At 52.9% G+C, this 13,496-nt stretch carries 11 protein-coding genes; 6 read left to right on the forward strand and 5 right to left on the reverse strand.

Annotation, left to right across the window (positions count from 1 at the left end):
• The first annotated feature begins 12 nt into the window (after positions 1-12).
• From caiC to caiE, 3 genes are read left to right on the forward strand one after another with little or no spacing between them, the layout of a single operon-like run.
• A complete protein-coding gene (caiC, locus tag OGY33_RS22975; RefSeq protein WP_048214963.1) occupies positions 13-1,566 on the forward strand; it encodes a crotonobetaine/carnitine-CoA ligase in 1,554 nt (517 codons plus the stop codon).
• A gap of 54 nt (positions 1,567-1,620) precedes the next feature.
• The gene (caiD, locus tag OGY33_RS22980) at positions 1,621-2,406 is read left to right on the forward strand and encodes a crotonobetainyl-CoA hydratase (RefSeq protein WP_008786162.1); all 786 of its coding nucleotides are present in this window, start codon (positions 1,621-1,623) and stop codon (positions 2,404-2,406) included.
• A gap of 55 nt (positions 2,407-2,461) precedes the next feature.
• Positions 2,462-3,058: a carnitine operon protein CaiE gene (gene caiE / locus OGY33_RS22985; RefSeq protein ID WP_103285785.1), complete on the forward strand. Its 597-nt coding sequence runs from the start codon at positions 2,462-2,464 to the stop codon at positions 3,056-3,058.
• Positions 3,059-3,134: 76 nt separating this feature from the next.
• On the opposite strand, the gene caiF is transcribed toward caiE, so the two are convergent.
• From caiF to OGY33_RS23010, 5 genes are all read right to left on the reverse strand, one after another.
• Entirely contained in the window at positions 3,135-3,530 is a 396-nt protein-coding gene (caiF, locus tag OGY33_RS22990; protein WP_003829705.1) for a carnitine metabolism transcriptional regulator CaiF, read from the reverse strand.
• 277 nt (positions 3,531-3,807) lie between these two features.
• A complete protein-coding gene (carB, locus tag OGY33_RS22995) occupies positions 3,808-7,032 on the reverse strand; it encodes a carbamoyl-phosphate synthase large subunit (protein ID WP_048214965.1) in 3,225 nt (1,074 codons plus the stop codon).
• 17 nt (positions 7,033-7,049) lie between these two features.
• Complete coding sequence (carA, locus tag OGY33_RS23000; protein ID WP_048214966.1) at positions 7,050-8,198, reverse strand: glutamine-hydrolyzing carbamoyl-phosphate synthase small subunit; 1,149 nt, start codon at positions 8,196-8,198, stop codon at positions 7,050-7,052.
• A 455-nt stretch (positions 8,199-8,653) separates the two neighbouring features.
• Positions 8,654-9,475, reverse strand: a complete 822-nt coding sequence (dapB, locus tag OGY33_RS23005; protein ID WP_048214967.1) for a 4-hydroxy-tetrahydrodipicolinate reductase — start codon at positions 9,473-9,475, stop codon at positions 8,654-8,656.
• A 133-nt stretch (positions 9,476-9,608) separates the two neighbouring features.
• Positions 9,609-10,616, reverse strand: coding sequence for a LacI family DNA-binding transcriptional regulator (locus OGY33_RS23010; RefSeq protein ID WP_048214968.1), 1,008 nt, complete (start codon positions 10,614-10,616; stop codon positions 9,609-9,611).
• 188 nt (positions 10,617-10,804) lie between these two features.
• On the opposite strand from OGY33_RS23010, the gene OGY33_RS23015 reads away from it, so the two are divergent.
• From OGY33_RS23015 to OGY33_RS23025, 3 genes are read left to right on the forward strand one after another with little or no spacing between them, the layout of a single operon-like run.
• Complete coding sequence (locus tag OGY33_RS23015) at positions 10,805-12,550, forward strand: class I mannose-6-phosphate isomerase (protein ID WP_048214969.1); 1,746 nt, start codon at positions 10,805-10,807, stop codon at positions 12,548-12,550.
• A 4-nt stretch (positions 12,551-12,554) separates the two neighbouring features.
• Positions 12,555-12,983 carry a PTS sugar transporter subunit IIA gene (locus OGY33_RS23020; RefSeq protein WP_048214970.1) on the forward strand — a complete coding sequence of 143 codons (429 nt, stop codon included), beginning with the start codon at positions 12,555-12,557 and terminating at the stop codon, positions 12,981-12,983.
• A gap of 11 nt (positions 12,984-12,994) precedes the next feature.
• A complete protein-coding gene (locus OGY33_RS23025; RefSeq protein WP_003837349.1) occupies positions 12,995-13,489 on the forward strand; it encodes a PTS sugar transporter subunit IIB in 495 nt (164 codons plus the stop codon).
• The last annotated feature ends 7 nt before the right edge of the window (positions 13,490-13,496 follow it).

Genomic DNA, 13,496 nt, shown 5'->3' on the forward strand with positions numbered 1-13,496 from the left:
GGATAAAGCAATATGGATATCGTTGGCGGACAAAACTTACGTCAGATGTGGGACGACCTTGCCGGGGTGTACGGAGATAAAACGGCGTTAATTTTCGAATCCTGCGAAGGAGTCGTTCGGCAGTTTAGCTATGCCTCGCTCAATGAAGAGATTAACCGCACGGCAAACCTGTTCCATTCCTTAGGGATCCGCAAGGGCGATAAGGTCGCATTGCATCTGGATAACTGTCCGGAATTCATTTTTTGCTGGTTTGGGCTGGCAAAAATTGGCGCCATTATGGTACCGATTAATGCCCGCTTGCTGGGTGAAGAAAGTGCCTGGATCCTGCAAAACAGCCAGGTAAGTCTGCTGGTCACCAGCGCCCAGTTTTATCCTATGTACCGCCAGATACGGCTGGAAAATAGCACCCCGCTTAATCATATCTGTCTGATTGGCGAACAGCTTCCGGCTGACGACGGTGTGAGTCACTTTACCCAACTGCAATCCCGCCAGTCCACCACGTTGTGCTATACGCCCGCGTTATCCACTGACGATACGGCGGAAATTCTGTTTACCTCAGGCACCACCTCACGGCCTAAAGGGGTGGTAATTACCCACTACAACCTGCGTTTTGCAGGCTACTACTCTGCCTGGCAAATCGCCCTGCGCGATGATGACGTCTACATGACGGTGATGCCCGCGTTTCATATCGACTGTCAGTGTACCGCCGCAATGCCCGCATTCTCCGCTGGCAGCACCTTTGTGCTGCTAGAGAAGTACAGTGCCAGGGCGTTCTGGAATCAGGTGCATAGATATAAGGCGACGGTTACCGAATGCATTCCGATGATGATCAGAACGCTAATGGTGCAGCCCGCTGCACCAACCGACAGACAGCATCACCTGCGCGAAGTGATGTTCTATCTCAATTTATCCGAGCAGGAAAAAGACGATTTTACCGAACGCTTTGGCGTCAGGCTGCTGACCTCCTACGGTATGACTGAAACCATCGTCGGTATTATCGGCGACCGTCCCGGAGACAAACGACGCTGGCCCTCCATTGGCCGCGTGGGATTTAGCTATGAAGCCGAAATCCGCGACGATCACAACCGTCCCCTGCCCGCCGGAGAAATTGGCGAAATCTGTATTAAAGGCGTGCCGGGCAAAACAATCTTCAAAGAGTACTACGCGCAGCCGGAGGCTACCGCCAAAGCGCTGGAACCTGAGGGCTGGTTACATACCGGTGATTCGGGCTATCAGGATGAGGATGGCTATTTTTATTTCGTCGACAGGCGCTGCAACATGATTAAACGCGGCGGAGAAAATGTCTCCTGCGTCGAGCTGGAAAATATTATTTCTGCGCATCCCAAAATTCAGGACATTGTGGTTGTCGGTATTAAAGATTCGATCCGTGATGAAGCCATTAAAGCGTTTATCGTCCTTAATGAAGGTGAAACATTAAGCGAAGCCGAGTTCTTCAGCTTCTGCGAAAACAATATGGCGAAATTCAAGGTTCCCTCTTTTATGGAGATAAGAACCGACCTGCCGCGCAATTGTTCAGGAAAAATAATCAAAAAAAATCTGAAATAACCCTTCCGACAGGAACTCCTCCTGCCGGGAAATCTATTTATCTGGAGATGAACTATGAGTGATTCATTACATCTGACCCGTAACGGCCCGATCCTGGAAATTACCCTCGACCGGCCTAAAGCCAATGCCATTGACGCCAAAACCAGCTTTGCCATGGGTGAAGCGTTTCTTAATTTTCGTGACGACCCGGAATTACGCGTAGCGATTATCACCGGCGGCGGTGAGAAATTCTTTTCTGCAGGCTGGGACTTAAAAGCGGCAGCTGAAGGTGAAGCGCCAGATGCCGATTTTGGCCCAGGCGGCTTCGCCGGTTTAACCGAAATTTTCGATCTCGATAAGCCGGTCATCGCTGCGGTAAACGGCTATGCGTTTGGCGGTGGTTTTGAATTGGCGCTGGCAGCGGATTTTATTGTCTGCGCGGAAAATGCCAGCTTCGCACTGCCGGAAGCCAAGCTCGGGATCGTGCCTGACAGCGGCGGCGTACTGCGTCTGCCTAAGCTGCTGCCACCGGCAATCGTCAACGAAATGGTGATGACCGGCAGACGAATGAGCGCCGAAGAAGCGCTGCGTTGGGGCATCGTCAACCGCGTTGTCAGCCAGGGCGAACTGATGGATAGCGCGCGTGAACTGGCGCAGCAGTTGGTCAATAGCGCCCCGCTGGCTATCGCCGCACTGAAAGAGATCTATCGCACCACTAGCGAAATGACGGTGGAAGAAGGCTACCGCTACATCCGCAGCGGCGTGCTGAAGCACTATCCATCTGTACTGCATTCGGAAGATGCGCTTGAAGGTCCGCAGGCGTTTGCCGAAAAACGCGACCCGGTGTGGAAAGGTCGTTAATGTGCCGATGCCGGATAGCGATTCGCTTATCCGGCAATAAAACCGAGATAAAACGATGAGCTACTACGCCTTTGAGGGCCTGATTCCGGTGGTACATCCGGATGCCTTTGTCCATCCCAGCGCCGTGCTGATTGGCGATGTCATAGTGGGTGCCGGAGTTTATATTGGCCCGCATGCGTCATTGCGCGGTGACTATGGTCGCTTGATCCTGGAGGCAGGTTCTAATTTGCAGGATGGCTGCATCATGCACGGCTACTGTGACACCGATACCATCGTGCATGAAAACGGACACATCGGCCATGGCGCAATCCTGCACGGTTGCGTGGTGGGCAGAGATGCGCTGATCGGCATGAACAGCGTCATTATGGACGGCGCAGTGATTGGCGAAGAGAGCATTGTCGCCGCCATGAGCTTTGTCAAAGCCGGATTTCAGGGAGAGGCAAGGCAGATGCTGGTTGGCTCACCCGCTCGCGTATTGCGTGAAGTCACGGACCAGGAACTGCACTGGAAACGGCTAAACACCAAAGAGTATCAGGATCTTGCAACTCGCTGCCACACAGGTCTACACGAAACACTACCCTTAACGCGGGTCGAAGAAAACCGGCCACGCCTGAAAGGCACAACGGACGTAAAACCCAAATCAGCACAGTAATTGATGCCGGATGCGCTCACGCTTATCCGGCCTACGTGTCAATCACCGTTTATGCCGCCATCAGGCAAACTGATTATTAGCGACGCATACTCTTGGAGAGCATCATCTGCCATTTCTGCTCACGGTTGAGCTCTGTTGGAGGAACGGCAGACAGGCGTGGCGTTTTCGCCATGCTCACCTTTTTCTCCTGCAAATTGTGATTCAGTCGGCTGTAGAGATGAGAGTCAATACTCACGACTTTTACCAGACGCTGGCACTGACAGCCTCGTCCTGCAATCTGGTTAGGGATCATCTTCACTTCACAAACAATTTCCCCCACTTCCGACAGAATATAAGAGAGCGTATTAATTGCTTTGCAGTGCTCGATATCAAAATGGCGGGAAATTTCCTTTGCGGTGATCCAACGATCCTCGGCCATCATCCAGTCAGCAATTAACAAATAAAGCGGTCTTTCAACATATTTTTCACACATAAGCACACCATTTTCACAAATTAAAAATCTGGCTACGGCCTGTCCAAATTAATAAAAACTAAGCCATATTAAAATTGTGGATATAAAGGATAGTATGCGACTTGAATGTTGATTAGTGTGAGCAATATCGTGCTTATTACATTGAAAATGTGGTTACGGAAACGGACTTGTCCAGGAATGACCTTACGCAAGACAAAAAAAGGGTTTCTTTACAGAAACCCTTTCAAAATTATATTACAGGTCCGGTTAGAGCAATATTCACCGGACCTTTTGTTTATTACTTTTTGATCTGCGCGTGCATTTCCTGCACCGAGGTTACCTTCTCGGTGGCATCGGCATTCAACGCCATCGCAGTGGCGAAACCGCCGTTCAGCGTTGTGTCATAATGCACTTTGTACTGCAGCGCGCTGCGGCGAATCAGCTTGGAGTCTTCAATCGCCTGACGACCTTCGGTGGTGTTGATGATATAGGTGTACTCGCCATTCTTGATACGGTCCTGAATGTGCGGACGACCTTCATGCACCTTGTTCACCAGACGTGGATTGATACCCGCTTCACCCAGCACAATCGCGGTCCCGTGCGTCGCATCCAGCTCGAAGCCAAACTTCAGCAGTTTCGCTGCCAGGTCAACCACGCGCTCTTTATCGCCTTCGCGAACGGAGAGCAGCGCACGACCCTGTTTTTTCATGGTGGAGCTGCTGCCCAGCTGTGCCTTGGCGAACGCTTCCGCGAAGGTACGGCCCACGCCCATCACTTCCCCGGTAGAGCGCATTTCTGGCCCTAACAGCGGGTCAACGCCCGGGAATTTGTTGAACGGCAGCACCACTTCTTTTACCGAGTAATACGGCGGGATAACTTCTTTGGTTACGCCCTGCTGTGCCAGCGTTTTCCCGGCCATCACGCGCGCCGCGACTTTCGCCAGCGGTACACCAGTTGCCTTGGAGACGAACGGAACGGTACGCGCTGCACGCGGGTTCACTTCAATCAGGTAAACTTCGTTATTCTTCACTGCAAACTGGACGTTCATCAGACCGCGAACCTGCAGTTCGAAAGCCAGTTTCTGCACCTGTTGGCGCATCACATCCTGAATTTCCTGACTCAGGGTGTAAGCAGGCAGAGAACATGCGGAGTCACCGGAGTGCACGCCCGCCTGTTCGATATGCTCCATGATGCCGCCAATCAGCACCATTTCACCGTCGCAGATAGCGTCCACGTCCACTTCAACCGCGTCATCAAGGAAACGGTCCAGCAGTACCGGCGCATCGTTAGAAACGCTGACCGCGGTCTGGAAGTAGCGACGCAGGTCGGCTTCGTCGTAGACGATTTCCATCGCGCGACCACCGAGAACATACGACGGACGCACCACCAGCGGGTAGCCAATCTCTTTCGCCTTCTCAATAGCCTGTTCGATAGCCGTTACGGTAGCATTCGCCGGTTGTTTCAGCTTCAGACGGTCAACCGCCTGCTGGAAACGCTCGCGGTCTTCCGCGCGGTCGATGGCATCCGGGCTGGTACCGATAACCGGTACACCTGCCGCTTCCAGCGCACGCGCCAGCTTCAGCGGAGTCTGTCCGCCGTACTGTACGATGACGCCTTTCGGCTTCTCGATACGAACGATTTCCAGTACGTCTTCCAGCGTGACCGGCTCGAAGTACAGGCGGTCAGAGGTGTCGTAATCAGTTGAAACGGTTTCCGGGTTACAGTTGACCATGATGGTCTCATAACCGTCTTCGCGCAGCGCCAGCGAGGCGTGTACGCAGCAGTAGTCAAACTCAATGCCCTGACCGATACGGTTTGGACCACCGCCCAGCACCATGATTTTATCGCGGTCAACGGACGGGTTCGCTTCGCACTCATCTTCATAGGTGGAGTACATGTAAGCGGTGTCAGTGGCAAATTCTGCCGCACAGGTATCCACGCGTTTGTAGACCGGGTGCAGATTGTACTGGTCGCGCAGTTTGCGGATTTCCGCTTCGCGAACGCCGGCCAGTTTCGCCAGACGCGCATCGGCGAAGCCTTTGCGCTTCAGTACGCGCAGGAAGTCAGCGTCGAGGCCGTTGATGCCAAGGTCGGTGACTTTTTCTTCCAGACGTACCAGCTCTTCGATCTGCACCAGGAACCAGCGGTCGATGTTGGTCAGGTTGAACACGCCATCGACGGACAGGCCAGCACGGAAGGCATCGGCGATGTACCAGATACGCTCAGCGCCAGCGTCTTTCAGCTCGCGACGGATTTTAGTCAGTGCTTCCGGGTCGTCCAGGCTTACTTTCGGGTCGAAGCCGGTCGCGCCCACTTCCAGACCGCGCAGCGCTTTCTGCAACGATTCCTGCTGTGTACGACCAATCGCCATCACTTCACCGACAGATTTCATCTGCGTGGTCAGGCGGTCGTTAGCACCAACGAATTTCTCGAAGTTGAAGCGTGGTATTTTCGTCACAACGTAGTCGATGGACGGTTCAAACGAGGCCGGAGTACGACCACCGGTGATGTCGTTCATCAGTTCGTCGAGGGTGTAACCTACGGCCAGCTTGGCGGCAACTTTCGCAATCGGGAAGCCGGTAGCTTTGGACGCCAGCGCCGAGGAGCGGGACACGCGCGGGTTCATCTCGATGACAATCAGGCGACCGTTTTTCGGGTTTACCGCAAACTGGACGTTAGAGCCGCCGGTTTCTACGCCGATTTCACGCAGTACCGCCATCGAGGCGTTACGCATGATTTGATATTCTTTGTCGGTCAGCGTCTGGGCAGGTGCTACGGTGATGGAGTCACCGGTATGGATGCCCATCGCGTCGAAGTTTTCGATGGAGCAGACGATGATGCAGTTGTCGTTTTTATCACGCACCACTTCCATCTCGTACTCTTTCCAGCCAATCAGTGATTCATCAATCAGCAGCTCGTTGGTTGGGGAAAGATCCAGACCGCGTTCGCAGATTTCTTCGAACTCTTCGCGGTTGTAGGCGATACCGCCACCGGTGCCGCCCATGGTGAAGCTAGGGCGGATAATGCACGGGAAGCCAACGTCAGCGGCAACCGCCAGCGCTTCTTCCATGGTGTGAGCGATGCCTGAACGTGCGGTGTCGAGACCAATCTTCTTCATCGCGATATCGAAGCGACGACGGTCTTCTGCTTTATCAATGGCATCCGCCGTTGCACCAATCATAGTCACGCCGAACTCAGCCAGTACGCCCTGGCGTTCCAGTTCCAGCGCACAGTTCAGCGCTGTCTGACCGCCCATGGTTGGCAGCACCGCATCCGGGCGTTCTTTCTCAATAATTTTGCGTACCACTTCCCAGTGAATCGGCTCGATGTAAGTGGCATCGGCCATTTCCGGGTCGGTCATGATGGTTGCTGGGTTGGAGTTCACCAGAATAACGCGGTAACCCTCTTCACGCAGGGCTTTACACGCCTGCGCGCCGGAATAGTCAAACTCACACGCCTGACCGATAACAATCGGACCCGCGCCCAGAATCAGGATACTTTTTATGTCTGTACGTTTTGGCATGGCTCTTTTACTCCTGATTATTTCGCGGACTGACGGTATTGCTCAATTAACTCGATAAAGTGGTCGAACAACGGTGCTGCGTCGTGCGGACCCGGACTCGCTTCAGGGTGCCCCTGGAAGCTGAACGCCGGTTTGTCGGTACGATGAATCCCCTGCAAGGTGCCGTCGAACAGTGACTTGTGGGTCACGCGCAGGTTGGCAGGCATTGAGGCTTCATCTACAGCAAAACCGTGGTTCTGTGCGGTGATCATCACGGTATTGTTATCAATATCTTTTACCGGATGGTTACCGCCGTGGTGGCCAAACTTCATCTTAATGGTCTTCGCACCGCTCGCCAGCGCCAACAGCTGATGGCCGAGGCAGATGCCAAATACCGGAATATCGGTTTCGAGGAATTTCTGAATCGCGGTAATTGCGTAGTCGCACGGCGCCGGGTCGCCAGGGCCGTTGGACAGGAAGATACCGTCCGGATTCATCTTCAGAACGTCTTCTGCTGAGGTTTTCGCCGGTACAACCGTCAGGCGGCAGCCGCGGTCCGCTAACATACGCAGAATGTTACGTTTGGCACCGAAATCGTAAGCCACAACGTGGAACGGCATTTCATCGGCAGATTTCGCTTCCGGCAGGTCACCGACCAGTGTCCAGCTCCCCTGCGTCCAGCTATAAGGCTCCGCGGTGGTTACCTCTTTCGCCAGATCCATACCGTTCAGGCCAGGGAAAGCTTTTGCTTTTTCCAGTGCCAGCGCCGCATCCGGGTTATCGCCCGCGATGATGCAGCCGTTCTGTGCACCCTTTTCACGCAGCAAACGCGTCAGCTTACGGGTATCGATATCAGCAATCGCCACAATGTTATGGCGCTTGAGGTAAGAAGAGAGGTCTTCAGTATCGCGGAAGTTGCTGGCAATCAGCGGCAGGTCGCGGATGACCAGGCCTTGCGCATGTACCTGAGAAGATTCTGCATCGGCTTCATTGGTGCCGACATTACCGATATGAGGATAAGTAAGAGTGACGATTTGGCGGGAATAGGAAGGATCAGTGAGGATTTCTTGATAACCGGTCATTGAAGTATTGAAAACGACTTCCCCAACCGCCGAACCTGTTGCCCCTATGGCCCGACCGTGAAACTGGGTTCCGTCTTCCAGAACCAATAGCGCTGACTTAATCAAAACACCCTCCAGAGAATATTCACTCACTTTATTTGCATATTAATTCATTAACACCTCATGAATCAATGCAAATTTGCTTACCTATGGATTTCTGGCAAACGGCGGCATTCTAGAGATAGCTCACACAAAAGTCTACCCAAAAGGGCTTTTTTTATTATTATTTTGCGCCACTGGGATAAATCACACGATTTAACAGGCAAAAAGATCAGCTAACTCAGAGTGGAAAACGCTTGCGGCAGGCAAAGAGTGTAAAAACAGAATGCGGGAGAGAAAAAAGTGGACCATTTGGTCAAAATTTACATTGAGATAACAGAATAACCCAACAAAAAACGGAAAAATAACCAATTAAAAGAAAAAACACATTCAGAAGCTAAAAATAAAAGGGCAATAAAATATTGCCCTATGTAATCAAATGATTATGATTACAATAACCACATCACGAAGGGTAATTAAAGCTACAAATTGCGTAAATCAAGCACATCTTTCATATCAAAAAGACCATTTGACTTTGATTTTAGCCAAATTGCCGAACGCACTGCGCCATTGGCAAAAGTCATGCGGCTGGACGCTTTATGCGTGATCTCAATACGCTCGCCAATATCAGCAAACATCGCGGTATGCTCACCGACGATATCCCCCGCCCGCACCGTGGCAAAACCGATCGTGCCCGGTACGCGCTCGCCGGTGTAACCTTCACGCGAATAGACGGCACACTCTTTTAAATCTTTATCCAGCGCCCCGGCAATCGCCTCGCCCATCGCCAGCGCAGTGCCTGACGGTGCATCAACTTTATGGCGGTGGTGAGCTTCAATAATCTCAATATCGGTGTAATCGCCCATCACTTTCGCCGCCTTCTCCAGCAGCTTAAGCATAACGTTCACGCCGACGCTAAAGTTCGCGGCGAAAACGATCGCAATCTCCTGCGCGGCATCACGAATAGCCTGTTTACCGGCATCGTCAAAGCCGGTGGTGCCAATCACCATCCCTTTACCGTGCTGGCGGCAAAACGCCAGATGCGCCAGCGTGCCTTCCGGGCGGGTAAAATCGATGAAAACATCGAAATCATCTTTCACCGCGTCAAGGCTGCTTTGCACGGTAACGCCCGTTTTTCCGGCCCCCGCTAATTCTCCGGCATCGCTTCCCAGTAAGGACGAGCCTTCGCGCTCTAACGCCGCACCAAGCTGTACGCCTTCCATGCCGAGAGTGGCCTGAATCAACTGACGCCCCATGCGTCCTCCGGCTCCCGCGATGGCAACGCGGATTTGTGCATCATGCATAGCTATTCTCTTTTGTTAATTTTACGTAAATCGTTTTCAGATTAACCAGCACAACGCTGCGCCGCCAGCCGAAAACGTCGATAATTAGAATTTAATGATAAACAGGCAGAGATATCAGTAAAAGGCATGACGATCAGCTAAAACCACATGATTCTCTGACCACCAGCGCAGGCGGCAGAATAATACGTTTCGGTGGTTCGTCATTTCCCTGAATGCGACTATAAAGCAGTTCCCCGGCCTTGCGACCTATCTCTTTTGCCGCCACCGACACGGTGGTGAGCGCAGGTTGAACTAGCGCCGCTTCAGTGATGTCGTCGAACCCCACCAGCGCAAAATCATGCCCAGGTTCGCGCCCCATTTTACGTAATGCCTGCATGACCCCAAGCGCCACGATATCCTGGTAACAAACGGCGGCGGTAATTTGCGGGAAGCGCAGAAGAAGCGACTCCGCCACTTTTGCGCCGTCAATTTGGCTGGCCTGCGTCGCCACTATCCATTCCGGATTCGGCGATATTCCGTACTCCAGCAACGTGCTGGTGAATCCACCGATACGCTGCGCCCGGCTCCCGGAACTTGGGCTCCCCCCAATAAACGCAATATTCTTGTGCCCCATTTTGACTAAATGGGTAGTGGCCATTTGCGTACCGAGAAAGTTATCAGTGCCCACAAAATCAAAATCAGGATCGCTAAGGGGACGAACCACCATGATGGCGGGAATATTGCGCCTTTTCAGCGCTTCAAAGAAGGAGGTCGGCGTTTCGCGCGCCGCGCAGAGCACCATGCCGCAGGCATTATTGCGCATCAACGAGTCGACAAATTTTTGCTGCCGTTCTCCTGATTCTTCGCTGTTTGCCAGAAACAGCAGCAGGTCATGCCGCTCCATCTCATGGCTCAGCCCTGCCGTCATCTCACCGTAAAAAGGGTTAGTGATATCGTGTAACAACAATCCGACCTGATTACTGCTCCGGTTACGCAGGTTGGCGGCGGTTTGATTATAAACGTAGCCGGCATCGTCCAGCGCTTTGAGCACGCGGTCACGCGTGGCCTGAGAAATACGCCCCCGGTTACGCAATACCATTGAAACGGTTGCCGTGGAGACTCCCGCGCGTTCCGCTACCTGCGCCAACGTGACTGTTGTCATGACTTCTCCTGATTTATTACGAAGGTTAATCGAATAACCGAAATCTTGTCTTTTTACGTGTGATTCACATCACGCTAACGCGCTTTTCACCGCACGGGATTCTGATTATGGCGGGTTAATCGCGTTAACCACTCTATGAAAATAAGGTTAATCGATTAATCTTAAATAAGCCAACACGGAGACAGAAAATGCATACAACCTATAATAAATTCCCTGAGGTTAACGTTCAGGGCTATGACAACCACGCCTGGCAGGGTTGGTCGTCGATCCATTCAGTGATTAACACCAGGATTTCTGGCGCAACCAAAACCGTATTGATCGTGGATTGCTATCCGGGCGTGCGGCTTGAAGAGTTGGAGCAACAGCTCGTGACGACATTAGATGCCGCACTGGTGTTGAATATTGAATCCGCCCGCCGCGATGAGCAGGCCCTGCATGATTTACTGGCGCGTAACCTGACCGACGATCGCGTATTCGGCGTGCTTTCCTGTCATCACCTGGATGAATTTTTTGATAGCGACAAACTCAGCCTGCTCCGCCAACAGATTGATGCCGTTAGTGAAGGGCTGGTCGTGGTATACGGCTCTGGCGCTGCATTGGCGCACCCGGGTGACGTGCTGGTTTATGCTGACCTTCCGCGCTGGGAAATTCAGCAGCGCATGCGCCATGACGGGCTGGGTAACTGGGGGGCAGAAAACCAGGATGAAGATATTCTTCGTCGTTACAAACGTGCTTTTTTCATTGAATGGCGGGTATTCGACAAACACAAAACGCCGTTACTCAAACGCACCGATTATTTGCTCGATACCACGGTAGAAAATAGTCCCGCGATGGTCAGCGGCGACGCGCTACGCGCCGGTCTGCAACAAACCACCCAACAACCGTTTCGCGTTGCCCCTTTCTTTGACCCAGGCGTCTGGGGCGGGCAATGGATGAAACAACACTTCGATCTCGATCCCTCAGCCCCCAATTACGCGTGGTGTTTTGATTGCGTGCCCGAGGAAAACAGCCTGTTACTGCGTTTTGGCAACGTGCGGATCGAGATCCCCTCTCAGGATCTGGTGCTGACCTGTCCCCGCCCCCTGCTGGGCGAAAAAGTTCACGCGCGCTTTGGCGCGGAATTCCCGATCCGTTTTGATTTCCTCGACACTATTGGCGGCCAGAATTTGAGCTTTCAGGTTCATCCGCTCACCGAATATATTCAGCAGCAGTTTGGCATGCACTATACCCAGGATGAGAGCTATTACATTCTCGAAGCCGAGCCGGATGCCGTAGTGTATCTCGGCACCAAAACCGGGATCGCGCCGCAGGATATGCTCGACGATCTCCGGGCCGCAGGGCGTGGTGAAAAAACGTTTGATGATGAACGATTCGTGAATCAGATCCCTGCGCATAAACACGATCACTTCCTGATCCCCGCCGGAACCGTCCATTGTTCGGGAGCTGGCACCATGGTGCTGGAGATCAGCGCAACGCCGTATATTTTCACCTTCAAACTGTGGGACTGGGGTCGCTTAGGGTTAGACGGCTTACCGCGTCCGGTGCATCTGGATCACGGTCAGCAGGTTATTGACTGGCAGCGTGACACGCAATGGGTGCACGACAACCTGGTCAACCGTATTGAACCTATCGCTGAAGGAGAAGGTTGGCGAGAAGAAAGAACCGGAATGCACGAACGCGAGTTTATCGAAACGCGTCGCCACTGGTTTACGGCACCGGTCACTCATCATACCCATGGCGGCGTAAACGTCCTGAACCTGGTCGAAGGAGCTCAGGCCGTTGTTGAAAGCCCGAGCGGCGCGTTTGCCCCGTTTGTCGTCAACTATGCAGAGACCTTTATCATTCCAGCCGCCGTTGGGGAGTACCGCATTTCGCCGTTTGGCAAAGGCATCGGTCAACAGCTCGCCACGATTAAAGCCTGGGTCAGAGGATAAGCGCATGATTAACGTTATTGTTGCCACCCATGGTCCCCTGGCGGAAGCGCTTCTCGCCAGCGGTCGTATGGTTTACGGAGAATTACCGCATGTTTATCCCGTCACGCTGAGTGAACAGGCAGGTATCGAAGGGTTTAAACAGACGTTCTCTCAGGTTCTCGCAAGTGCCGGGAAAGACGCTGACGGCGTTCTGGTGTTGTGTGACATGCAAAGCGGTACGCCGTGGAATGTCGCCTGCCATCATGCGTTTTCTGCACAAACGGTTCCTCCCGTTGCCGTTGTGGCGGGAGTCAATTTCCCAATGTTGTTACAAAGCGAAGAGATCTGCCATTTAACGGACGTTCATGCCGCAGCCGTCGAGCTGCTGGCGTTGACGGTACCCACGCTGATTAAAGCCGCCCCGGTTTTATCCGTTCAGTCCGACGATTTTTAAAGGAAACCACTATGAGTATTTCTTTTGTACGTATCGATGACCGCGTAATCCATGGGCAGCTCGTGACACGTTGGGCCAAAGAGCTGCCCTGTGACGGAATTGTCGCTATAGACGACGCCGTCGCGGCCGACCCTCTGCTCTCTTCGGTGATGAAAGGCGCTGTACAGGACACCAAAGTCTGGTTGTTTGATACGGCCACCGCGATTGAAAAACTGCCAAAAGTCATTGCCAGCGAGAAGCGTTATTTTGTCATTGGTAAATCCCCCGTGACGCTGAAACGCATTGAAGAAGCGGGTATCAGCCTGAAAAATGCCAACGGCAAGATTAATGTGGGTCCAATGAGTGCTCGTGCTGATACCACCACCATCGGCCCGAATCAGTCTGTCAACGGGGATGAAATTGCCGCTTTTGACTGGCTAACGCAGCATGGGCACTTGGTTGAGTTTCGCCTGGTGCCTGATGCCAGTTGCTACAGCTGGCAGGACGCACGTCAGAAGCTGAAATAAGGAGCGC

It is taken from the genome of Citrobacter sp. Cpo032 (assembly GCF_030332975.1).
In the GTDB taxonomy this organism is placed as follows: domain Bacteria; phylum Pseudomonadota; class Gammaproteobacteria; order Enterobacterales; family Enterobacteriaceae; genus Citrobacter; species Citrobacter portucalensis.